The sequence below is a fragment of the Streptomyces sp. 142MFCol3.1 genome (genome assembly GCF_000424945.1).
In the GTDB taxonomy this organism is placed as follows: domain Bacteria; phylum Actinomycetota; class Actinomycetes; order Streptomycetales; family Streptomycetaceae; genus Streptomyces; species Streptomyces siamensis.
In genome coordinates, this window is sequence record NZ_AUKV01000009.1 from 73833 (window position 1) to 97236 (window position 23404).

Consider the following 23404-nt stretch of genomic DNA (forward strand, 5'->3'; position numbering starts at 1 on the left):
CTCCATGCAGGTAACACGCCGTCGCAGACGTGCACAGAAGGGCCCGTCCGGACTTCTCGGCAGACGCCTCAGCCGCCGGATCCCCCTGTTGACGACAGGTACCACCGCTCTCGCTCTGGTCGCCGCAGGCGCCGCCTTCGCCCAGACGCACCAGTTCGGCACCGACCAGGTCGGCCAGACGACCCGTCAGGGGCAGGTCGTCTCCAGCGACCAGTACATCGCCCCGTACGGCGACCGCCTCGTCGTCGACAACGGCAAGATCATGTCGTCGTCGGTCAGCCCGGACGGAACCCACCTCGCGGCCTCGCTCACCGACGGCGGCAGCGCGCTGTCGATCGTGGACCTGAAGAGCTGGAAGGTGCAGCAGCTCGTCGGTACCGCCGCGACGTCGAACCCGCGCCTGACGAGCAACTCCGTGGGCCAGGAAGGCCCCACGTATTCGCCCGACGGCTCGCAGCTGTGGCTCGGCCAGACCGACGGCTACACCCGCTTCGCCGTGAACCCGGACGGCAGCGTCACCAGCCCGACGTCCGTCCCCATCGCGGCGGACGGAGCCAAACACGCGCTGGTGGGCGAGCCGGTGTTCTCGACCGACAGCTCCACCGTGTACTCCGCGGTCAACGGCCAGAACCGAGTGGTCGCCATCGACGCCGCGACCGGCGCCGTACGGCAGAGCTGGGCCGTGGGCAACGCTCCGCGCGACATGGTCCGTGTCGGCGACAAGCTGTACGTCAGCAACGAGGGCGGCCGCCCGGCGCAGCCCGGCGACACCACGATCAACTCGTACAACACCCAGGTACCCGCCGATCCGGTGACCGCCGCCACCACCACCGGCACGGTCAGCGTCATCGACCTGGCGAAGCCCGACACCGCCGTCACGAGCATCAAGGTCGGCCTGCACCCGACCGCCCTGTACGCCAAGAACGGGGCACTGTTCGTCACCAACACCGCCACCAACGACGTGTCGGTCGTGAACACGGCCACCGACAAGGTCGTACAGACCATCGCCACCCGGCCCTGGCCGGAGGCGTCGGTGGGCTACGAACCCGACGCGGTGACGCTCACGGATGACGGCCACCTGCTGGTGACGCTCGGCCGCGCCAACGCGGTCGCCGTCTACCGGTACAAGAGCCCTCAGGAGCCCGTCAGTTATATCGGTCTGCTCCCGACGGACTACTTCCCCGCGGAGATCGCAGCCGACGGCGACCAAGTGCTCGTCTCCAACACCCGTGGCATCGACGCCCGCCGGCCCACCACCAGCGCCGCGCACGGCACCCACGACACGACGTCGAGCCTGCAACGGTTCACGCTGCCGGGTGACAACGTCGTCAGGGCCCAGACGGCCAAGGTCTTCCAGCAGAACGGCTGGACCCACGGCTCGGTCGAGCAGACCAAGGGCACCAGCAAGGCGAAGCCGATACCGGTCCCGCAACGGATCGGCGACCCGTCGACGATCAAGCACGTCTTCCTCCTCGTCAAGGAGAACCGGACCTACGATCAGGTCCTGGGTGACATCGCGCAGGGCAACGGCGACCCGTCGCTGACCCAGTTCGGCGAGAACGTGACGCCGAACCAGCATGCGCTGGCCCGGCAGTTCGGGCTGTACGACAACACCTACGACATCGGCACGAACTCCGCCGAGGGCCACAACTGGCTGATGCAGGCCGACGACCCGGAGTACACGGAGTCCTCGGCCGGTGAGTACGCGCGCAGCTACGACACCGAGGACGACGCTCTCGGCCATCAGCGCACCGGCTTCATCTGGACCGGTGCGCAGGCGGCGGGGAAGTCCGTGCGCGACTTCGGTGAGTTCCAGCAGTTCCTGACCAAGCCGTCGGGCGCGAGCTGGCAGAACCTGTACTGCGACGCGAAGAACATGGACGCGACCGGGCAGGACACCGCCTACACCCTCGACTCGTCCTCGCCGATCCCGTCGCTCAACGACGTGTCGGTGCACGGTTTCCCGAAGTTCGACACCAGCGTCCCGGACGTCTACCGGTACCAGATCTGGAAGCGTGACTTCGAGAAGAACGGTCCGGCCGACCTGAACATGTTCTGGCTCTCCAGCGACCACACCGGCGGACCGGCGAATGCCGCCGCCCAGGTCGCGGACAACGACCTCGCGACCGGGAAGATCGTCGACGAGATCTCGCACAGCAAGTACTGGAAGGACTCCGCGATCTTCGTGCTCGAGGACGACTCCCAGGCCGGCCTCGACCACGTGGACGGCCACCGTGCCCCGATCCAGATCATCAGCCCCTGGGCCCGGCACGGCACCGTCGACAGCCGCTACTACACACAGATCACGATGATCCGGACCATCGAGCAGATCCTCGGGATCCACCCGATGAACCAGAAGGACAGCGCGGCCAGCCCGATGAGCGCGGTGTTCACCCGGCACCCGGACTACAGCCCGTTCACCGCGCTGCCCAACCGGACCTCGCTGACCGACGGCCTGAAGACTCCGCCGTCGTGCGGCCTGGACACCCCGGCACCGCAGAACCCGAATGCCGCGGCCGTGCCGTCGGCGAAGGTGCCGGCCGAGAAGCAGGCGCTCGCGGACCAGTGGGCCAAGTGGAAGTCCAAGCAGCGGCTGACCGGACCCCACGCCGTGCCCGACTTCGCGAACCCCGCGCAGATGAACCACTTCACGTGGTACGAGACACACGGGTGGACGAAGCCGTATCCCGGTGAGAAGAAGATCTTCGCGCCCGACGACGTGCCGGGCGCCTACATCCCGTCGTCGGAGTCCGACGGCTGACACGGGCTCTTCCCGTCACGGAGCTCCTGACCGACGGCGCCGTCGCCGGTCAGGAGCCCTCGTCCCGGTTCGCGGCCGCCGCGGGGCGGGAGCCGCAGCGGCTCCCGCCCCGCTTCTTCGCCCACGGCAGCCCTGCGGATCAGGCGATCGTCAGGACGATCTTGCCGGTGGTGCGACCCCGCTCGCCGATCTCGTGGGCCTTCGCGGCCTCCTCCAGCGGCAGGACCGTCTCGACCACCGGCTTCAGCGCGCCCTGTTCCACCAGGGCGGCGATCTCGCGCAGCCCCAGGTGGTCCGGCTCGACAAGGACCCACGTCGCACGCAGCCCGTCCTGTGCGGCGGGGACGTCGTCCGGGCCGGGCAGGGTGATCAGGAGGCCGCCGGGGCGGAGCACCTTCAGGGAACGCTCGGCCGTCTCGCCGCCGAGCCCGTCCAGGACCACGTCGACGTCGCTCACGGCGTCCTCGAACCGCACCGCGCGGTAGTCGATCACCTCGTCCGCGCCCAGCTGCCGCACCAGGCCGTGCTTGCCGGCGCTGGCCGTGCCGATGACGTACGCGCCGCGGGCCTTCGCGATCTGCACCGCGAAGTGTCCGACCCCGCCGGCCGCCGCGTGCACCAGCACCCGCTCACCGGCACGCACGTCCGCCGTGTCCACCAGAGCCTGCCAGGCGGTCAGCGCGGCCAGCGGCAGAGCCGCCGCTTCCACGTGCGTCAGGCCCGCCGGTTTCGGGGCGAGGTGCCGGGCGGGTGCCACCACGTACTCGGCGTACGCGCTCGCCTGGCGAGGGAACAACGGCATTCCGAAGACCTCGTCACCGGGACGGAAGATGCCCACACCGGGCCCGACGGCCTCGACCGTGCCGGACACGTCCCAGCCGACCGCCGGTACGGTGCCCCACTCGATCAGGGCCCCGCCGGCGCGGGTCTTCCAGTCCACCGGGTTCACGCCGGCCGCGTGGACCCGCACCAGGACCTCGTTCAGTCCCGGCTCCGGGCGCTCGAGCTCACGCTCGACCAGGTTCTCGGGTCCGCCCCACTGCTCCACGACCACCGCACGCATGCCGTCCGCCTCACATTCCGTATCGACCGGTTTGTCGCCGGGAGGTCCCCGGCGCGACGCAGTCCACGATCCGGCAGCCCGGACCATCGTGGTGTTGGCCGTTTGGCCATGATGTGACAGGATCTGGCCATGAGTGCCACGCAGTGGATGACCAGGGAAAACGAGCCGGACAGCGCGGCGCAGGCCCCTCGCAGGCACCGGATCGCCGTGCTCGCCCTGCCCGGGGTCCCGCCCTTCGAGCTCGGCATCCCCTCCCGTGTCTTCGGCAGCGTGGAGGACGCCGAGGGGCGCCCGCTCTACGAGGTCACCGTCTGCACCGCCGACGGTGCCCCCGTGCTCAGCGACGCCGGTTTCTTCGTGCAGCCCGCGGCCGGCCCCGAAGCGCTGGCCGCCGCGGACACCGTGATCCTCCCGCCCACCCACGCGATGCCCGAGCTGGGCGAAGGGGGCCCGCTGCCCTTGGAGGTCACCGAGGCCATCGCCGGCATCCGTCCCGGCACCCGGCTGGTGTCCATCTGCTCCGGGTCCTACGTGCTCGCCGCGGCCGGGCTGCTCGACGGCCGGCCGGCCACCACCCACTGGAACCTCGCCCCGGAGTTCCGCCGCGCCTACCCCAAGGTCAAGGTCGACGAGGAGGTCCTCTTCGTCGACGACGGCGACGTACTGACCTCCGCGGGCGTGGCCGCGGGTGTCGACCTGTGCCTGCACATGATCCGCCGCGACCACGGCGCGGCCGCCGCCAACCGGGCCGCCCGCATGTGTGTCGTGCCGCCCTGGCGGGACGGCGGGCAGGCGCAGTACATCGACCGCCCGGTCCCCGAACCCAGCGTCGCCAGCACCACCGCCACCCGGGCCTGGGCCCTGGAACACCTCGGCGAGCCGCTGACCCTCGCCCGGCTCGCCGAACACGCCCGGATGAGTCTGCGTTCCTTCACCCGGCGGTTCCGCGACGAGGTCGGCATGACCCCGGTGCAGTGGCTCACCGCCCAACGCCTTGAGCTGGCCAAGCAGTTGCTGGAGACCACCGACCTGTCGATCGACCTGGTCGCGCACCGGGCCGGATTCGGCTCCGCGAACTCCCTGCGCGCCCACATGCGAACGGCTTTCGGCGTCTCACCCGCCGCCTACCGCCGCACCTTCAGCCCCCATGGCCTTGTGGAGACCGGTAGTTGATACCGCGTCGGAACTGGCGAGGTCGTCGGGGCGGTGGCGGCGGCGGTGATGCCGGCCGCGGGATCCGGCCGCGAAATGATGTCCATGAAGGCATCGGGGGTGGCGCTGCTGCCCGCGGATGCGGATGTGAACTCGACGATGAAAGAGGACGGTATGGAGCCATCGGAACTCCGCCGCGCAGTTGAGGCAGGACGGGCGACCGCTTCGGAGCTGGGACTTCAGGTCGACGATGTGATCGTCATCCACAACTCGGACCGCGTCGCGCTGCGCCTGGTCCCTTGCGATGTTCTGGCCCGGGTCGCGCCTTCGCGGCAAATGGCTGATTCCGAATTCGAAGTAGAGGTTGCTCACCGTCTCACCGACGTCGGCGCTCCGGTGGCCGAGCTCGACCCCCGGGGCGGCCCGCGCGTCCATGTGCGTGATGCCTTCGCCATCTCGCTCTGGACCTACTACGAATCTGTGGGATCGGAGATCGCGCCGTCCGACTACGCAGACGTGTTCATGCGGCACCACGCAGCCCTGCGTCAGATCGAACTCGACGCACCGCACTTCACCGATCGAATCGCCGTGGCACTGCGCGTGGTGAACGACCGGGCGCAGTCACCCGACCTGCCCGGCTCTGACCGCGAACTCCTCAGCGACACACTCAGTGGACTGAGCGCCGAGATCAGCGTCGACAACGCCGACGACCAGCTTTTGCACGGCGAGCCGCATCCGGGCAACCTTCTGAACACAAGGCGAGGGCCGCTTTTCGTGGACCTCGCCACGTGCTGCCGCGGGCCGGTCGAATTCGACCTCGCCCATGCGCCCGAAGAAGTGGGAAAGCACTACGCGGGAGCCGACCACGACCTGATTCACCGGTGCCGCGCCCTGAACTGGGCGATGTTCTCGGCCTGGCGCTGGCGCCGAGACGACCAGATGCCGGACCGGAACCACTGGCGAGCGGAGGGGCTCGACCAGGTTCGTGCGGCACTTGATCGCTGCGGACCGGGCTGAACTCGAGACAGTGGGGCTCCCCGGGGCAGGAGCGGTCCCGCACCCGTACGGCGCGCAGGCCCCGGGCAGGCCGAGCGGGCGATGAAGCGGCGGCAGGAGTGCCACCGGCCGCCGATTGGCTCTCGCGCCGGCACGACGCACCGGCGGAGGCTGGACAGTTGGTGCCGTCCTTGGAGGAGTTGTCATGCAGGTAGCCGTAGTCACCTTCGACGGGTTCAACGAGCTCGACAGTTTCATCGCCTCCGCCATGATCAACCGGTGCCGCGGGGACGGCCTGGAAGCCTTCATCACGACACCGACGCCCGTGATCACCTCCATGAACGGTGTGGAGGTGTCCGGACAGCGCCCCATGGATTTCCTGGCCGAGGCCGACGCCGTACTGATCGGTAGCGGCGTCAGGACACGTGACGTGGTCGCCGACGACCGGCTGCTCTCCACATTTCGGCTCGACCCGTCGCGACAGCTGATCGGCGCCCAGTGCTCCGGTGCGCTGGTGCTCGCCCGGCTCGGGCTGCTGGACGGCATGCCGGCGTGCACCGACATGAAAAGCCGGCCCTTCGTCGAAGCCTGTGACATCACCGTGCTCGACGCGCCGTTCCACGCGGAGGGGAACATCGCCACGGCAGGCGGTTGCCTGGCGTCGCAGTACCTGGCCACCTGGGTGATGACCCGGCTGGTGGGGGAGGACTCCGCGCGCGGAGTCCTCGACTACGTGGCTCCGGTCGGAGAGAACCAGGAAACCGTCGAGCGCGCCCTGCGTGCCGTCAGCTCGGGCGAGGCCGCCCTCCACTGACGCTCGGAGGATCGAGGCCGCCCGGCGCAGCGGATCCGGCACGCCGGCCGGTCCTGAGGGGCGACAGCCTGGGGGCACGGGGGTGGATCGCGTGGTGCGTCCGGCGTCGCGCGAGTCGCCCCGGCCCGCGGTTCCGGGGTGCAATGAAGGGCCGGCTGCCGCCGGGCATAACCCGGGGCCCGCCTCGGTTGTGACTGCTGCAGCAGACGGCGATCATGGAACGGCACCGCCCGGAGGGATCGGAACGTATGAGCGACACGACGGACACCCCGTACGACGCCAAGGCCGCGGTCGGCCGGTACGGCCTCTGGAGCGTCGGCCTCCGCTCGGAGGACCCGGCCCGGCGCGCCGACATCGCCGAGGCGGCCGTCGAGATCGAGCAGCTCGGTTACGGAGCGGTCTGGTTGGGTGGCAGCAGCCACGCCCGGCACGCCGCACCCCTGCTCGAAGCGACGTCGCGCCTGACCGTCGGCACCAGCATCCAGAGCATCTGGCAGTACGACACGGACGAGAGCGCCGCCGGTTTCGCCGAGGTCGAGGCGGCTCACCCCGGCCGCTTCCTGCTGGGCCTCGGAGTGAGCCACGCCAAGCTCGCGGACCAGTACCGCCGCCCGTACTCGTCGCTCGTCGGCTATCTGGACGCGCTGGACGCCCTCGGGGTGCCCGCGGACCGTCGGGTCCTGGCCGCGCTCGGGCCGAAGACGCTCACCCTGTCCGCCGACCGGGCGGCGGGTGCGATCCCCTACCTGGTCACCCCCGAGCACACCGCCCAGGCGCGCGAGATCCTGGGCGAAGCCCCGCTGCTCGCACCGGAGTTCGCGGTGGTCCCGGAGACCGACCCGACCCGCGCCCGCACCCTGGCCCGCGCGCATCTCGCCCTGTACCTCACCCTGCCCAACTACACGAACAGCTTCCTGCGCCTCGGCTTCACCGAGGAGGACCTGGCCTCCGGGGGAAGCGACCGCCTGGTGGACGCTCTGTACGCGTGGGGTGACGAGGCCCGGATCCGTGACCAGGTCAACGCCTTCCTGGAGGCGGGCGCGGACCACGTTGCCCTCCAGATGGTGGACGGAAGCCCTGGGGACGGCCTTCCCCGCGAGGCATGGCGCAGGCTCGCGGCCACCCTGGAATTGAGCTAGTTCCGAGCCGCAGTACGAAACGAGGTTCGACATCGTCTTCGACACCGTCGGGGGTCATGTGCTGGACGCCACCTTCGAAGCGGTACGCCCCTAAACCGGCCATGTGATCAGTGCCTCGGCTGGGGCACTCACGCCCTGGCGCCGTTGTCGTTCAAGGGCGCGACGTACTCGGGTGTGTTCACACTCCTGCCCATGCTCACGGGGAACGGGCGCGCCCGTCATGGCGAGATCCTGCGCGAGATCGCGGCCCTGGCGGATGCCGGCAAGCACGATGGCGGCCGGCGCTGCGAGGCTTCCTGCTCTTCCCCGTGGGCGGCGGCCTCAGCTGGTTCGTCCACGAAAGGACGAGGCATCACTTTGTGGACGGTTCGGCCTAGAGGGCGGGTTGCTGTTCGGCGCGATCGTGTGCGCGACGCTCACCGCGCTCTTCCCGGGGCGACGGCGTCGCTGAGCCGCTCTCGTGCGAGGGAGCGCGTCGGGCTGTGATCGGGCGGTCGGCGTCCGCATCGGCGGAAGCCCTTCTCGCCGCGGACACGGGCGCGTTCGGCGCTCGACCGCGAGTCGTCGCGGCGGCGGGCCGCTGGGACCGCTGTGACACAGGTGGGGGTGCGGCGCCTTCTCATGACTGCCCACCGGACGTCATCGCCCGTCGAACCGCTCCAGTCGCCCACCACCAGCGAACCTGTGCCGTCACGGCACCGGGGCGCCGTCCGGCAGAGCTGGACACTGCGTAAGCCCATGTCATCAGACGAACAGAATCACGCAAGAAGTTGCGTAACTTGCGTTTACTTGCGTTACGTGGGCCGAGCCCGGATTCGCACGCGCGCGGAGTCGTGCGAGGGAGGACGCGAGCCCGTACGGAGCCGCCGCCCGGAATGCGCTGGAGGTGTTCCACGCGCAGAAAGACTGAATCAGGACGGGACTTGACGCACCCGTGGTGGCCCGGACTCACCTCTCTCCGGCGCCTGCTCATCGGGCTGTTCAGCGGCGAGGACGTCGCGGACGCGCGGCCTCCGCCCTTGAGGCGAGGGTGCGGCCGGTGAAACTTGTGCCGCCCGAGCCGTAGACGGACTTATAGACCTCTGCAATATTGCGATGAAACAACGCAAGAAGCTGCGCACGGATGAAGACCGTGCCTCTCCGTCCGGCCGGCTCCTGCCGTCCTGTCGTACCGCGCCACCGCTCCGCCCAGGAACGAGCCGCCCTCGCCGCCCCCCTCGGCGCGCGAACCTCCTCAGGGAGTAACCCCACATGAATCGACACAAGCCGAGATCCTGGAGACCACGCGCAGCAGCCGCCGCGCTCGCCTCCGCCGTCATGGTTCTGGGCCTGCCCGCCGTCGGCGCGCACGCGGCCGGTGGTCCCGACGCCGCAGCGGACGCCGCCACCAAGGCCGGCAGCGCCCTCGGCGCTCACGCGGCCGCCAGCATCACCGACGGCGACGCCGACACCTACTGGCAGGCCGGAAAGAAGTCGGCCCAGTGGGTGCAGACCGACCTCGGACGGACCAAACGCGTCCGCCAGGTCGTGCTGCGTCTGCCCGAGCACTGGAAGTCCCGCAGGCAGACGCTCGCTCTCCAGGGCAGCGCCGACGGAAAGAGCTTCGCCACGCTCAAGTCGTCGGCGCAGTACGTCTTCAGCCCCGGCAACGGCAACACGGTGAAGGTGTCCTTCCCCGCGACCCTCGCCCGGTACGTGCGGGCCGACTTCACCAGCAACTCGGTCGCCCCCACCGCCCAGCTCGCCGAGATGCAGGTCCTCACATCCGCCGCCTCGACCCCCAACCTCGCCCTGGGCAAGCCGTTCAGCGAGAGCGGCCACGCCGATGTCTACGGCGCGGCCAACGCCGGTGACGGCAACCGGGCGACCTACTGGGAGAGCAAGAACAACGCCTTCCCTCAGTGGCTCCAGGTCGACCTCGGATCCTCGGTGAAGGTCAACGAGGTGGCGCTGCGGCTGCCCGGCGGATGGCCGAGCCGCAGTCAGACCCTCAAGGTCCAGGGCTCCACCGACAACCAGAACTTCACCGACCTGACGGCCTCGAAGGCCTACGCCTTCGACAGCGGCAACGACCAGTCGGCGACCATCAGCTTCGACACCACCACGACCCGGTACGTGCGCGCGCTCTTCACCGCCAACACGGGCTGGCCCGCCGGGCAGTTGTCCGAGCTCGAGGTCTACGGACCGGCGACCGGTGACACCCAGGCGCCCACAGCGCCGTCGAACCTGAGCTACACGGAACCGGCCACCGGGCAGATCAAGCTCGCCTGGAGCGCTGCCACCGACGACACGGGCGTCACCGGCTACGACATCTACGCCAACGGCCAGCTGCGGGCGAGCGTCGCAGGGAGCGTCCTGACGTACACCGACACCCAGCCCGCCGGCAGCGACATCACGTACTACGTGCGGGCCAAGGACGCCGCGGGCAACGTCTCCTCCAACAGCGACAGCGTCACCCGCAAGGGATCGGGCGGCGACACCCAGGCCCCCACGGCGCCCGGCAACCTCGTCTACACACAGTCCGGCAGCGACGTGAAGCTCACCTGGCAGGCGTCGAGCGACAACGTCAAGGTCTCCGGCTACGACGTCTACGCGGGCGACCAGCTCCTCAAGTCCGTGGCGGGCGACCTCACGACCTACACCGACACACCGTCGGCGACAGCCACGGTCACCTACTACGTGAAGGCGAAGGACGCCGCCGGGAACGTGTCGGCGGCGAGCAACAGCGTCACCCGGACCGGCTCGACCGGTTCCGGCTCCAACCTCGCCGAGGGCAAACCCATCGAGGCGTCCTCCTACACCTTCACGTACGTCGCCACCAACGCCAACGACGGCCGGACCAGCACCTACTGGGAGAGTGCGGGCGGTGCCTACCCGGCCACCCTCACCACCAGGCTGGGGGCCAACGCCGACCTCGGCCAGGTCGTCGTGGAGCTCAACCCGGACGCCGCCTGGTCGACGCGCACGCAGAACATCCAGGTGCTCGGCCGCGACCAGGACGCGACGGCCTTCACCAGCCTCGTCGCGGCGAAGGACTACACGTTCAACCCGTCCAGCGGCAACACCGTGACCATCCCGGTCTCCGGCTCCGCCGCCGACATCCAGCTCAAGTTCACCGCCAACTCCGGCGCCCCCGGCGCGCAGGTCGCGGAGTTCCAGGTGATGGGCACCCCGGCCGCCAACCCGGATCTCCAGGTCACCGGCATCACGAACACGCCCGCGGCCCCTGTCGAGTCGGACGCCATCAGCCTCACGGCGACCGTCACCAACAGCGGCAGCAAGGCGGCCAAGGCGACCGACCTCGACTTCACCCTCGGCGGCACCAAGGCCGCCACGGCCGACGTCCCGGCCCTCGCCGCCGGTGAGTCGAACACCGTCACCGCGAGCATCGGCACCCGGGACGCGGGCAGCTACCCGGTCGGCGCCGAGGTGGACCCCTCGAACAAGGTCATCGAGCGGAACGAGGCGAACGACACCTTCACCCGCTCCGACGCCCTCGTCGTCAAGCCGGTCTCCAGCTCCGACCTGCTCGCCGCACCGGTGTCCTGGACCCCCTCCAGCGCCTCGTCCGGCGACGAGGTCAAGTTCACCGTCGCGATCAAGAACCAGGGGTCGGTGGCCTCCGCCGCCGGCGCCCACGGCGTCACGCTGACGATCCAGGACTCGAAGGGCGCCACCGTCAAGGCGCTCAGCGGCTCCTACAACGGCGCCATCGCGGCGGGGCAGACGACCGCACCGGTCACCCTCGGATCGTGGACGGCCGCCAACGGCAAGTACACCGTGAAGACGGTCATCGCCGACGACGCCAACGAACTGCCGGTCAAGCGGGCCAACAACACCACCACGCAGCCCCTGTTCGTCGGCCGCGGCGCGGACATGCCGTACGACATGTACGAGGCCGAGGACGGCACGGTCGGAGGCGGCGCCAAGGTCGTCGGCCCGAACCGGACCATCGGCGACATCGCGGGCGAGGCGAGCGGCCGCGAGGCGGTGACCCTCACCGGGAACGGCCAGTACGTCGAGTGGACCACTCGGGCGGCGGCCAACACCCTGGTCACCCGCTTCTCGATCCCGGACGGCACGAACACGACGCTGGACGTCTACGTCGACGGCCAGTTCCTCAAGGCGATCGACCTCACCTCGAAGTACGCCTGGCTCTACGGCAACGAGACCTCGCCCGGCAACTCGCCCGGCACCGGGGCCCCGCGCCACATCTACGACGAGGCGAATCTGCTGCTCGGCAGGACCGTTCCGGCCGGCTCCACGATCCGGCTCCAGAAGGACGCGGCCAACACCTCCAGCTACGCCATCGACTTCATCAACACCGAGCAGGCGACGGCGAACCCCAACCCGGACCCGGCCGCCTACGCCGTCCCGACCGGATTCGCCCACCAGGACGTGCAGAACGCGCTCGACAAGGTCCGTATGGACACGACGGGCAAGCTCGTCGGCGTCTACCTGCCCGCCGGTGACTACGAGACATCCAGCAAGTTCCAGGTCTACGGCAAGGCCGTCAAGGTCGTCGGCGCCGGGCCGTGGTTCACCCGCTTCCACGCCCCCGCCTCACAGGAGAACACCGATGTCGGCTTCCGGGCCGAGGCCGCCGCAAAGGGCTCGACGTTCGCCGGCTTCGCCTACTTCGGCAACTACACGTCCCGGATCGACGGCCCGGGCAAGGTGTTCGACTTCTCCAACGTCTCCGACATCACCATCGACGACGTCTGGGTCGAGCACATGGTGTGCCTCTACTGGGGCGCCAACACCGACGACATGACCATCAAGAACTCCCGCATCCGTGACACGTTCGCCGACGGCATCAACATGACGAACGGCTCCACGGACAACCACGTGGTCAACAACGACGCCAGGGCCACGGGCGACGACAGCTTCGCCCTCTTCTCGGCGATCGACGCGGGCGGCGCCGACGAGAAGAACAACCTCTACGAGAACCTGACGTCCACACTCACCTGGCGGGCGGCCGGCATCGCCGTCTACGGCGGCTACAACAACACCTTCCGCAACATCCGCGTCGCCGACACCCTGGTGTACTCCGGCATCACGATCTCCTCGCTGGACTTCGGCTACCCGATGAACGGCTTCGGGACCGAACCCACGACGATCGAGAACGTCTCCCTGGAGAGAACGGGCGGCCATTTCTGGGGCTCCCAGGTCTTCCCCGCCATCTGGGCGTTCTCCGCCTCGAAGGTCTTCCAGGGCATCCGGGTCAACGACGTCGACATCGACGACTCCACCTACGGAGGCGTGATGTTCCAGACCAACTACGTCGGCGGCCAGCCGCAGTTCCCGGTCAAGGACACCATCTTCACCGACATCTCCATCACCGACTCCAAGAAGAGCGGAGACGCGTTCGACGCCAAGTCCGGATTCGGCATCTGGGCCAACGAGCTGCCGGAACCCGGCCAGGGCCCCGCGGTCGGCGAAGCCACCTTCCGCAACCTGCGGATGAGCGGCAACGCCCAGGACGTCCGCAACACGACCAGCACATTCAAGATCAACATCGAGTAGGTCCTGAACGGAACCGAACCGTACGGGGTCGCCTTCGTGGAGGGCGGCTCCGTACCCGTCGTGTCCGCCCCCGGCGTACCTGGACGGCTCAGCGGGCGGAAAAAGACAAAGGCAAGGAGAACTCTCTCCTTGCCACTCTCAACTTATAGCGCACCGGGGGGCTTGCGGCAAGGCCCGGGTCATGGCGCAGAATCGTCGGCCGGTGCCACAACCTGCGCGAACACCTGCGCAGACGAGGACACGACATGCGCGTGGTGCTGTCGACGTACAGGGACACGGTGACGTCGAGCCAGTTCCCGACAAGAAGAACGACAGATCTGGAGGCGCCGGTGAATCGATCGGCCACCATGGTGCGACGGAGCACGGCTGCCTCGGAGGAATCGCAATGACCGAGCAGTACGTACTGGATCTGCGAGAGGTCGACGAGACGCAGGTCTCGGTGGTCGGCGGCAAGGGCGCGCACCTGGGAGGACTGTCGCGGATCGAGGGCATCCGCGTGCCGGGTGGCTTCTGCGTGACGACGGACGCCTTCCGGCGGATCATGGCGGAGGCGCCGTCGATCGACGAGCGGCTCGATCGGCTCTCGCGCGCGAACCCGGACGACCGGGAGGCGATCCGCACGCTCAGTGCGGAGATCCGCCGGAGCATCGAAGAGACTGTCGTCCCGGGAGATCTCGCGGCGGCGATCACCCGCGCGCTCGCCCGGCTCGGCGAGCGGGCCGCGTACGCCGTCCGGTCCAGCGCGACGGCCGAGGACCTGCCGACGGCCTCCTTCGCCGGCCAGCAGGACACGTATCTGAACGTCGTGGGGCCGACGGAGATCCTTCAGCACGTCAGCCGGTGCTGGGCCTCGCTGTTCACCGAGCGGGCCGTGACCTACCGCCGGCGGAACGGCATCGACGACCGTACGGTCCACATGGCCGTGGTCGTGCAGCAGATGGTCTTCCCGGACGCGTCCGGCATCCTGTTCACGGCCGACCCCGTCACGGGCCATCGGAAGGTCGCCACGGTGGACGCCGGATTCGGTCTCGGTGAGGCCCTGGTCTCCGGCCTGGTGAACCCGGACGTGTTCAAGGTGCGAGACGGCGAAGTCGTCGCCAGGACGATCGCCGCCAAACAGCGTGCCGTTCACGCCCTGCCGGCCGGCGGCACGCAGGAAGTGGTGATCGACCGCCAGCGGCAGGAGCAGCCGGCGCTGACCGACGCGCAGGCCGTGGACCTCGTGCAGCTGGGGCGGCGGATCGAAGCACACTTCGGCAGCCCGCAGGACATCGAATGGTGCCTGGTCGACGGCGGTTTCCGGATCGTTCAGAGCCGGCCGATCACGACGCTGTTCCCCATCCCCGAGAGCAATGACCAGGAGAATCACGTCTACGTCTCCGTCGGCCATCAGCAGATGATGACCGACCCCATGAAGCCCCTGGGGCTCTCCATGTGGAAGCTGACGGCCATGGTGCCGATGCACGAGGCCGGCGGGAGACTGTTCGTCGACGTCGCCCGGCGCCTGGCCTCGCCCGCGAGCCGCGCCGCCCTTCTGGACGTCATGGGGAGGGGCGATCCGCTGGTCAGGGACGCTCTGGAGACCGTCCTCGGCCACGACGATTTCGTCCCGTCACTCCCGGACGCGGGTCCCGGCGGGCCGCCGCCGGGCAGTGCGTCCTCTCCGGTCGAGGCCGATCCGGCCATCGTCACCGAACTGATCGAGCGCAGCCGGGCGTCCATCGCAGCCCTGGAGCGAGATATCCGGACGAAGAGCGGACCGGCGCTGTTCGACTTCCTTCTGGAGGCCTTCGAGGAGCACAAGCGCGTCCTCGGCGATCCGCTGAACATGCGGGCGATCATGGCGGGGATGGAAGCCACCTGGTGGCTCAACGACAAGCTGTGGGAGTGGCTGGGCGAGAAGAACGCGGCCGACACGCTGACGCTGTCCGCCCCGGACAACATCACGTCGGAGATGGGACTGGAGCTGCTCGACGTCGCCGACGTGATCCGCCCGCATGCGGAAGTGGTGGCGTTCCTGCAGGATGTCGAGGACGAGGGCTTCCTGGACGAACTGGCGAAGCTCGCGGGCGGGACCCAAGCGCGCGACGCCATCGAGACCTACCTCGACCGGTACGGCATGCGCTGCGTCGGCGAGATCGACATCACGAGGCCACGGTGGCGCGAGTCCCCCACCACGCTCGTGCCCGTGATCCTCGACAACGTCAGGAACTTCGAGGCCGGTGCCGCCGAGCGGCGCTTCGAGCAAGGGCGGCAGAAGGCGCAGAAGAAGGAACAGGACGTGCTGGCGCGCTTGCGGGCCCTGCCGGACGGGGACCGGAAAGCCGACGAGACCAAGCGGATGACCGACCAGGTCCGCGCCTTCATCGGGTACCGGGAGTACCCGAAGTACGGCATCGTCAGCCGCTACTTCCTCTACAAGCAGGCTCTGTTGGAAGAGGCCGAGCGCCTCGTGCAGGCCGATGTGCTTCGCGAGAAGGAGGACGTCTTCTACCTCACGTTCCAGGAGTTCCACGACGTCGTGCGCTCGAAGCAGGTGGACGACCGGCTCATCCAGCAGCGCAAGGACGCCTTCCGCTCGTACCACGCGCTCACACCGCCCCGGGTGCTCACCTCGGATGGCGAGGCCGTGACCGGTGCGTACCGGCGCGACGACGCGCCGGCCGGCGCCCTGATCGGCCTGCCGGTTTCCGCCGGGACCATCGAGGGACGGGCCCGCGTCATCCTTGACATGGCGGACGCCGACCTCGAAGCGGGCGACATCCTGGTCACGCCCTTCACGGACCCCAGCTGGTCGCCGCTGTTCGTCTCCATCGCGGGCCTGGTCACGGAGGTGGGCGGCCTGATGACCCATGGCGCGGTGATCGCCCGGGAGTACGGCCTGCCGGCCGTAGTGGGCGTGGAGCAGGCCACCCGGCTGATCCGGGACGGGCAGCGGATCCGCGTGCACGGAACCGACGGGTACATCGAGATCCTGCCTTGACCGACCACACCGAGAAGCCCCATCCGTAGCTGCCGGTCGGACAACGCCGAGCAGTTGACGACCACCCGACCACCTCACCGGCATCGGCGAGCCCTCTCCGACTGCAGGGGGACGAGCTCGCCCGCCGACCTAAGCCCTACGACGTCCCCGGCCGGACCTGCGACGGGACCTCCACGTCCCGCGCCTTGTCCCCTGCCGGGAGCTGATCGGCGTACCCGGCCTCGGTCCACACCAGCTTCTTGAACTGTTCCGGGGTGAGTGTTCCCTGCCATGGGACGCCACCCGGGCAGAACACCGAGGTGCAGCCGTAGCAGTAGTGCGCTGGCTGCCACACGAGCTCCGCACGCGGTGACCCGGCCTCCGCGGCCGCCTTCTCTCGCCCATCACCCCGCACGACGACGAAGGTCCCGATGAAACACAGCAGGGCGAGCGCCACACCGCCGATCACATACAGCGGCTTCTCCTGCTGAACACCCGTGTAGGCGACTGCGATCCCGATGCCGGTCATCACCATGCCCTCCACGAAGTGCATGCATCCGTCGCCGGTCTTGTCCGGTCCCGGTGCCAGACGTCCGTACAGGTCGTCACGCATCGCACCCTTGCCACCGCGGGCCTGCTCGACCGTCCGGACTTCGGTACTGCCGCACCCCGGACACCTGACCTCTACCGGCTCTCCGGTCCCCTCGTACCCCATGGCGATCAGCGTATCGACCCCCGAAATGGGAGCGGCGACCGGCCGCCGTATGAACTGGGGCCCACCGAAAAGAGCGTGACCCTCCATCTGCAGCGCGACGGCGACGGCGTCAACATCGTCACGGTCGTCGTCAAGACCAGCAACGGCTACCTCACCCAATGGACGTACTACGGCACCGATCAGAACGTGGCCCTGAATGGTGGCCGTATCGTCGCCAACGCGCTGCGCGTCAAGTTCGGTCTGAATGCCGCCTGAGCCGAGGCGTGTCGACACGTCGTGACAGCCTGTCCGCGTTCAGGGCCCTCCCCACAGCGGGCGATCGTCCTCCGGGCGGCTCGTCTCCCTGAGGGTGGGGCCCAGCGTCTCGTACAGAGCGGTGACGCCGGGGCCGTCCAGCGCGGTCTCGGCCAGGCGGCCGTCGTTGCCGAGCGTCAGGCTCGCGAAGTAGCCGATGGAGAGCGGATTGAGGACTTCCTCGTAGAAGAAGTCGATCGAGTCGGCCGGGTACTCGGCCATGATCTGGCCGACCAGCGGAACGAGGCGGTCGTCGGCCGGCGTGTAGTCGGCGAACATGACCGCCAGCCGTCCGGAGTCCAGGCGCCAGACGCGAAGCTGCAGGCCGAATCCCGCTTCGCTGGGAGGCCATGGGTCCTCGACTCGGAGCAGTTGCGGTTTCCCCTCCCGAGTTCGTCGCCGTCCGCCTGTGACACGTCGCCTCCAAGTCAGTGCAACCGGCCCTTCGTTGTGCCTGCGGCACGCCTGGGTGCCGGCCTTGCGTGTCCACGTCTCCGGACGATACGCCGCGGTCGGGCACCGGACATCCGTCACGGTTCGCGGTGGTCCTTCGCCGGGCTGTTCCCGGCGGCAGATGATGACGGACGGGCGGTCCGGCGCCGGAGCAGTGCGCCGATCAGCGGCGGATGAGGCCCAGGCTCGTGGCAGCGGCCACGGCGGCGGTGCGTGAGTCGACGTCGAGCTTGGCGTAGACGCGGGCGAGGTGGGATTTGACGGTGCCCTCGGTGAGGTGGAGGCGCCCGCCGACGGCCTGGTTGGACAGGCCCTGGGCGACCAGGGTGAGGACTTCGGTCTCACGAGGGGTGAGGGCGGTGCCGGGTGCGCGGAGCCGGTTCATGAGCCGCTCGGCGATCGTGGGGGACAGGGTGGTGCGGCCGGTGGCGGCGGTGCGGACGGCGGCGGCCAGTTCCTCGGGCGGTGCGTCCTTGAGGAGGTAGCCGGTGGCGCCGGCTTCGATGGCGGGCAGAGTGTCGGCGTCCGTGTCGTAGGTGGTGACGATCAGTACGCGGGGTGCGCCGGGCCGGGCGGTGATGGCGGCGGTCGCCGCGGCGCCGCCCATGCCCTTGCCGAACTGCAGGTCCATGAGGACGACGTCGATGTCGCCTTCGCCGGCGCGGGCGACGGCCTCCTCGGCCGTGGCGGCCTCGGCCACCACGGTGAGGCCGGGTTCGGTCTCCAGTACGGCGCGAAGCCCGGCCCGTACGACGGGGTGGTCGTCGGCCAGGAGGAGGCGGATGGTGCTGTCGGTCACGGGCGGTCCTCGGGCTCGGTCTCGTCGGGTGCGGGCAGGGGCAGCCGGGCGGTCAGAGCGGTGCCGTGGCCGGGGGTGGATACGACGGTCAGGGTGCCGCCGAGGTCGTGGGCGCGTGAGCGCATGGCGGTCAGGCCGAAGCCTCCGTCGCCGGCGTCGCGGTCGGGCAGCCGGCCGGCGTCGAAGCCCGTGCCGTCGTCGGCGACGGTGAGGGCGACGTGGCCGTCGGCGTATTCGAGGGTGATGTCCGCGGCGGTGGCCCGCGCGTGGCGGATGGTGTTGGCCAGCGCGGACTGGGCGATGCGCAGCAGGGCGACCTCGTGTCCGGTCGGCAGCGGTACGGCGTCGCCGGTGAGGTGGAAGCGGGCGGTGAGCGGGTGGCGGGCGCTGGCGATGGAGCACAGGCGTGCCAGGGCGTCGGCCACGGTGGTGTCTTCGAGGGCGGGCGGGGTGAGGGCGGCGACGAAGCGGCGAGCCTCGGCGAGATTGTCCGTGGCCGCCTGGCGGGCCTGGTCCACGTGGCGGGCGGCGGCTTCGGGCCGGTCGGGGAGGGCGCGCTCGGCGGCGCGCAGCAGCAGCTGGATGCTGGTCAGCCCCTGGGCGAGGGTGTCGTGGATCTCGCGGGCCAGGCGTTCGCGTTCGGCCAGTACGCCGGCGGTGTGCTGGACGGCGGCGAGGTCGGCGCGGGTCGCGGTCAGCTCTTGGATCAACCGGCGGCGCTGCTCGCTCTCGTGGTAGAGCGCCTGATAGCCCCACACCACGGCGACGGCCACGGCGGCACCCAGAGCGGGGCCGATGGCCATGGCGGGGCTGAAGGCATCTTGGTGGGCGGCGAAACCGGCGATGGCGGCGACCGCGGTGGCCACCACGGCGACGAGGCCGGCGCGGCGGGGCAGCAGGTGGAGCTGGAGAAAGTAGAGCGGGAATGCGACCCAGACCGCGTCGGCGGACAGAGCCAGCAGCACCAGCCAGACAGCGCCCACAGCAGCCAGCCACAGCGCGGCGGCGCGCCGCGAGCGGCGGACACGGGGCAGGAGCGGCCCGGCGGCGTAGATCCCCGCGCAGAGCGCCGATACGGCGACTACGGCTCCGGCGTGCGGCAGGTGCCCGGTGACGGCGCGGCCCGCGGCGAGGGCGAGCAGAGCGACGACCAGCAGGTGCAGGCACCACGTCAGAGCCCGGGTGGTCGGGGTCAGGGTGGGGGCGGTGGTGTTCACGGTCCTCCCAGGCTAAGGAAAAGGACCGGACCGGGCCTCTGCCGAAAGTTACAACCGGCGGCCCCTCTCTTGATCCGCGAAGTGCGGTCCTGGGCCAGATGCCTGCGCGGGGCGCCGACGGCGACGGTGGGGGAGTACCGCTTCCGCCACCGCAAAGGACAGGTCCGTGTTCGTCGCCTGGAGAGACCTGAGGTTCGCCAAGGGGCGCTTCGCCCTGATGGGGACCGTCATCGTACTGATCACCCTGCTGGTCGGGCTGCTGTCCGGGCTGACCGCCGGGCTGGGGCAGCGGAACGTCTCCGCGATCACCTCCCTGCCCGCCGACAGAATCGCCTTCGCCGCGCCCGGCGGCGGGCAGGACCTGTCGTACGCCAACTCGACCGTCACCGAGAGGCAGTGGCGGTACTGGGCCTCCACGCCCGGCGTCACCCGCGCCGAACCGCTGGGCATCGCCACCACCCGGGCCGCGGCGGAGGACAAGAGCGCCGGGGTGTCCGTCTTCGGAGTGCGGCCCGGTTCCTCGCTCGCACCGGAGGGCGGCGAGCTCGACGACCACAGCGCGGTGCTGTCCGTGACGGCCGCGGACGACCTCGGCCTGAGGCCCGGTGACACCGTCACCGTCGCCGGGCAGCGACTGACGGTCGCCTCCGTGCGGGGCGATGCCCACTTCAGTCACACTCCGGTCGTCTGGACCTCTCTCGACGTCTGGCACAGGACCGCACCGCCCACCGACGACGGCGAAGCGCCGTCCGCGACGGTGATCGCCCTGAGCACCACGTCCGACGCCGACGTCGATGCCGCGGACCACGCGGCGGGCACCAAGACGCTCTCGCGGGACGACTCCCTGTCCGCGATCGGCTCCTACACCTCGGAGAACGGCTCCCTGCAACTGATGCGCGGCTTCCTGTTCGCCATCTCCGCCCTGGTCATCGGCGCGTTCTTCACCGTGTGGACCATCCAGCGCAGCGGCGACGTCGCCGTGCTGAAGGCGCTGGGTGCCTCCACGGCCGGCCTGCTGAAGGACGCCCTCGGCCAGGCAGTCGTCCTGCTCGCCGGCGGCACTCTGCTCGGTACGGGCATCGCCGGCGCTCTCGGCGCCGCCGTCGCCGGTTCCGCGGTGCCCTTCGTCCTCGAACCCGCCACGGTCCTCGTCCCGGCGGCGGTGATGATCCTGCTCGGCGCGCTCGGGGCCGCCCTGTCCGTCCGCCGCATCACCTCCGTCGACCCGCTGACCGCCCTGGGGAGTGCCCGATGAGCCTGCACCTGACCGACATCACCCTCACCTATCCCGACGGCGATGCCCGGCTGACCGCCCTGGACCGGATCACCCTGGACGTCCCCAGGGGCAGCCTGACGGCGGTGGTCGGCCCTTCCGGCTCGGGCAAGTCCAGTCTCCTCGCGGTCGCCGCCACCCTCGTCATGCCCGACGCCGGCACCGTCACCGTCGACGGCACCCCCACCACGGGCATGAGGCGCGGTGAGCTGACCGAGCTGCGCCGCCACAAGATCGGCATCGTCTTCCAGCAGCCCAACCTGCTGCCCTCGCTCACTGCCGCCGAACAACTCCAGGTCATGGCACAGATCGACGGCCGCTCACCGAGGAAGGCGTACGGCCCGGCCGTGGAACTCCTGGACGCCGTCGGGCTCGCCGATCACGCACACCGACGTCCCCACCGGCTCTCCGGCGGCCAGCGCCAGCGCGTCAACATCGCCCGCGCCCTGATGAACGACCCCACCGTCCTCCTGGTCGACGAACCCACGAGCGCCCTCGACCACGAACGCGGCGCCGCCGTCATCGGCCTGATCACCCGCCTCACCCACGAGCGCGCCACCGCCACGGTCCTGGTCACCCACGACCGCACCCACCTCACCGCCGCCGACCGCGTCGCCGCGGTGCGCGACGGGAGGCTCAGCGTCGCGACACCGGCCTTCGGCACGCCCCGTCGAGGGGGCGCGGACGGAGAGGGGCGCGTGGACGACATCCGTGGCGACGGCACTTGAGGCCGAACCGTGGTCACACCCGGGCCATGAGGTCGCTGAGGACGACGAACCCCAGCCCGTTCGGGCCGCCGCCCAGACCTAGACCATGGTCAGGAGGTGATCCGTGGGGCCATAGTCGATCTTCCAGTCGGCATAGACCCCGCAAAACCCGTCCTTGGCGCATCGCAAACCCACGGTCACCCAGCGGACTGATGCGTCGTTGCCGAGCGAGAAGGCGACCGCAGCCTCGAACTCCTCGCTCCCGCATGGGCAGCCGGCCGCACCGGGCTCGTCGTCCTCCCAGGATTCCTCGTTCCAGTACTCCTCGCTATCCGCGATGAACGCACGGCTCCCGCAGCGCGAACACTCCCGTTCCGCACCGGACGCATTGACGAGCACGAAGAACACTCGACCGCCGCAGCCCTCGCAGACGGAAGGAGCGATCTTCACCGGGCGGCCGTCGACCGCACCCCGCAGGAACGTCGCGAGCTGCGCAGGGACACCCCCGCCAACCTGATCATCAGCATGCACGGACACATCGTTCCAGACGCCCCGAACAGCCACCCGACCAACTTGACCAAAGACATAGGGGCCCCGCATTGCCGGGGGGAATCGTCGCCGTCGCGTATGCGTGAAGGGCGTCGAAGCTCGAAGGCCCACCCCGAGGCCCCGCCCTGCGGTCACCGCTCCAAGTTTTCCGCAGGGACGGGGCCGCCCGCCTCTTCGCTCAATTGGGCGGGCCGTGGGCGGTTGTCCCCGAGCGCCCACCCTCTAAAAATAAAACGAACGCTTATTTTCCGCAACTCCCATCCGGTCTGTACGGTCCCGGCCTTTGTGCGCACCGGTTTCCCGGCGAGGTCATGTGAACGAACCGCCCGCCCCTTGGAGCTGAGGTGGCGGGCTGAGCCCTGGACTATCATCGAACCGATCGGTACCATCTCGCGCATGCCCGTACCCAAAGGAAGCTCCCTGGATCCGGAACGAACCCGCGCGACGCTCCTCGCCTCCGCGACCGGGATCCTCTACGAGCGCGGCCTCGACGGTGTCGGCGTGACCGAGCTGTGCCGTGCGGTCGGCGCCTCCAAAGAGACGCTGTACCGGCACTTCGGCTCCAAGGACGGCCTCGTCCAGGCGGTGCTCGCGGAGCGCAGCGATCGTGTCGTACGCTGGCTCACGGACGCGGTACAGGCGGCGGGACCCGACCCGCACGCCCAACTGGCGGCAGTCTTCGACGAGTTGAGCGGCTGGTATCGGCAGCCCGGCTTTCGCGGCTGTGCCATCGTCAACGCTGCGACCCAACGGCACGTACCGCCCGCCCGCACCGTCGCCGACCGCCACTTGGGGCGCTACCGCCAGCTGCTGACGGACATCGCCCAGCGATCCGGAGCCCGGGATCCGAACCGCCTGGGACGCCAGCTGCTGATCCTGCTGGAGGGCGCCACCGTGGTCGCCGACCATCACGACCCCGATGGTTCGGCCGCGGAGGACGCCAAGCAGGCGGCCCTCGCGCTGCTTTCGGCGGCGGGGGCGTGA

At 69.8% G+C, this 23404-nt stretch carries 17 protein-coding genes; 11 read left to right on the plus strand and 6 right to left on the minus strand.

Annotated elements, in window-relative coordinates; genetic code table 11:
* Nucleotides 1-4: 4 nt before the first annotated feature.
* Nucleotides 5-2761 (plus strand): bifunctional YncE family protein/alkaline phosphatase family protein, encoded by a 2757-nt coding sequence (locus tag H305_RS0114690; protein ID WP_028801055.1) that lies wholly within the window; start codon nt 5-7, stop codon nt 2759-2761.
* Nucleotides 2762-2900: 139 nt separating this feature from the next.
* Here the strand turns inward: H305_RS0114690 and H305_RS0114695 are convergent, their stop codons facing one another.
* Entirely contained in the window at nt 2901-3824 is a 924-nt protein-coding gene (locus H305_RS0114695) for an NADP-dependent oxidoreductase (RefSeq protein WP_028801056.1), read from the minus strand.
* Between the two features lie 147 nt (nt 3825-3971).
* On the opposite strand from H305_RS0114695, the gene H305_RS0114700 reads away from it, so the two are divergent.
* The 6 genes from H305_RS0114700 (at nt 3972) to rph (ending at nt 16434) form a co-directional block, all read left to right on the plus strand.
* The gene (locus H305_RS0114700; RefSeq protein ID WP_051370620.1) at nt 3972-4997 is read left to right on the plus strand and encodes a GlxA family transcriptional regulator; all 1026 of its coding nucleotides are present in this window, start codon (nt 3972-3974) and stop codon (nt 4995-4997) included.
* Between the two features lie 153 nt (nt 4998-5150).
* Nucleotides 5151-5993, plus strand: coding sequence for a phosphotransferase (locus H305_RS0114705; RefSeq protein ID WP_028801058.1), 843 nt, complete (start codon nt 5151-5153; stop codon nt 5991-5993).
* 184 nt (nt 5994-6177) lie between these two features.
* Entirely contained in the window at nt 6178-6786 is a 609-nt protein-coding gene (locus H305_RS0114710; protein ID WP_028801059.1) for a DJ-1/PfpI family protein, read from the plus strand.
* Between the two features lie 248 nt (nt 6787-7034).
* Entirely contained in the window at nt 7035-7925 is an 891-nt protein-coding gene (locus H305_RS0114715; protein WP_028801060.1) for an LLM class F420-dependent oxidoreductase, read from the plus strand.
* 1251 nt (nt 7926-9176) lie between these two features.
* A complete protein-coding gene (locus tag H305_RS0114720) occupies nt 9177-13451 on the plus strand; it encodes a discoidin domain-containing protein (RefSeq protein WP_028801061.1) in 4275 nt (1424 codons plus the stop codon).
* Nucleotides 13452-13836: 385 nt separating this feature from the next.
* Entirely contained in the window at nt 13837-16434 is a 2598-nt protein-coding gene (rph, locus tag H305_RS0114725; protein ID WP_028801062.1) for a rifamycin-inactivating phosphotransferase, read from the plus strand.
* 136 nt (nt 16435-16570) lie between these two features.
* Here the strand turns inward: rph and H305_RS0114730 are convergent, their stop codons facing one another.
* A complete protein-coding gene (locus tag H305_RS0114730) occupies nt 16571-17026 on the minus strand; it encodes a hypothetical protein (protein ID WP_234020806.1) in 456 nt (151 codons plus the stop codon).
* 177 nt (nt 17027-17203) lie between these two features.
* Here H305_RS0114730 and H305_RS0114735 point away from each other — a divergent pair, with 177 nt between their 5' ends.
* Complete coding sequence (locus H305_RS0114735; RefSeq protein ID WP_028801064.1) at nt 17204-17383, plus strand: hypothetical protein; 180 nt, start codon at nt 17204-17206, stop codon at nt 17381-17383.
* A gap of 39 nt (nt 17384-17422) precedes the next feature.
* On the opposite strand, the gene H305_RS0114740 is transcribed toward H305_RS0114735, so the two are convergent.
* The 3 genes from H305_RS0114740 to H305_RS0114750 form a co-directional block, all read right to left on the minus strand.
* Complete coding sequence (locus H305_RS0114740) at nt 17423-17701, minus strand: hypothetical protein (protein WP_028801065.1); 279 nt, start codon at nt 17699-17701, stop codon at nt 17423-17425.
* 337 nt (nt 17702-18038) lie between these two features.
* Nucleotides 18039-18674, minus strand: a complete 636-nt coding sequence (locus H305_RS0114745) for a response regulator (RefSeq protein WP_028801066.1) — start codon at nt 18672-18674, stop codon at nt 18039-18041.
* A complete protein-coding gene (locus H305_RS0114750; RefSeq protein WP_028801067.1) occupies nt 18671-19891 on the minus strand; it encodes a sensor histidine kinase in 1221 nt (406 codons plus the stop codon). The genes H305_RS0114745 and H305_RS0114750 overlap by 4 nt, the downstream gene beginning before the upstream one ends.
* 166 nt (nt 19892-20057) lie before the next feature.
* Here H305_RS0114750 and H305_RS0114755 point away from each other — a divergent pair, with 166 nt between their 5' ends.
* Together H305_RS0114755 and H305_RS45895 are read left to right on the plus strand one after the other, a co-directional pair.
* Entirely contained in the window at nt 20058-21146 is a 1089-nt protein-coding gene (locus H305_RS0114755) for an ABC transporter permease (RefSeq protein ID WP_028801068.1), read from the plus strand.
* Nucleotides 21143-21892, plus strand: a complete 750-nt coding sequence (locus H305_RS45895; RefSeq protein ID WP_051370588.1) for an ABC transporter ATP-binding protein — start codon at nt 21143-21145, stop codon at nt 21890-21892. The genes H305_RS0114755 and H305_RS45895 overlap by 4 nt, the downstream gene beginning before the upstream one ends.
* Nucleotides 21893-21970: 78 nt before the next feature.
* Here H305_RS45895 and H305_RS0114765 read toward each other — a convergent pair whose 3' ends face one another.
* On the minus strand, nt 21971-22402 hold the full coding sequence (locus H305_RS0114765; protein WP_028801069.1) for a hypothetical protein: 432 nt from the start codon (nt 22400-22402) through the stop codon (nt 21971-21973).
* A gap of 414 nt (nt 22403-22816) precedes the next feature.
* Between H305_RS0114765 and H305_RS0114770 the strand changes: the two genes are divergently transcribed.
* The gene (locus H305_RS0114770; protein WP_028801070.1) at nt 22817-23404 is read left to right on the plus strand and encodes a TetR/AcrR family transcriptional regulator; all 588 of its coding nucleotides are present in this window, start codon (nt 22817-22819) and stop codon (nt 23402-23404) included.

Excerpts from the sequence above, each read along its gene's own strand:
- H305_RS0114705 (WP_028801058.1), top strand. The coding sequence starts at position 5,151 with ATGGAGCCATCGGAACTCCGCCGCGCAGTTGAGGCAGGACGGGCGACC.
- H305_RS0114740 (WP_028801065.1), bottom strand. The coding sequence starts at position 17,701 with ATGTTCGCCGACTACACGCCGGCCGACGACCGCCTCGTTCCGCTGGTC.
- H305_RS0114700 (WP_051370620.1), top strand. The coding sequence starts at position 3,972 with ATGACCAGGGAAAACGAGCCGGACAGCGCGGCGCAGGCCCCTCGCAGG.
- H305_RS0114695 (WP_028801056.1), bottom strand. The coding sequence starts at position 3,824 with ATGCGTGCGGTGGTCGTGGAGCAGTGGGGCGGACCCGAGAACCTGGTC.
- H305_RS45895 (WP_051370588.1), top strand. The coding sequence starts at position 21,143 with ATGAGCCTGCACCTGACCGACATCACCCTCACCTATCCCGACGGCGAT.
- H305_RS0114770 (WP_028801070.1), top strand. The coding sequence starts at position 22,817 with ATGCCCGTACCCAAAGGAAGCTCCCTGGATCCGGAACGAACCCGCGCG.
- H305_RS0114730 (WP_234020806.1), bottom strand. The coding sequence starts at position 17,026 with ATGCGTGACGACCTGTACGGACGTCTGGCACCGGGACCGGACAAGACC.
- H305_RS0114715 (WP_028801060.1), top strand. The coding sequence starts at position 7,035 with ATGAGCGACACGACGGACACCCCGTACGACGCCAAGGCCGCGGTCGGC.
- rph (WP_028801062.1), top strand. The coding sequence starts at position 13,837 with ATGACCGAGCAGTACGTACTGGATCTGCGAGAGGTCGACGAGACGCAG.
- H305_RS0114710 (WP_028801059.1), top strand. The coding sequence starts at position 6,178 with ATGCAGGTAGCCGTAGTCACCTTCGACGGGTTCAACGAGCTCGACAGT.
- H305_RS0114720 (WP_028801061.1), top strand. The coding sequence starts at position 9,177 with ATGAATCGACACAAGCCGAGATCCTGGAGACCACGCGCAGCAGCCGCC.
- H305_RS0114690 (WP_028801055.1), top strand. The coding sequence starts at position 5 with ATGCAGGTAACACGCCGTCGCAGACGTGCACAGAAGGGCCCGTCCGGA.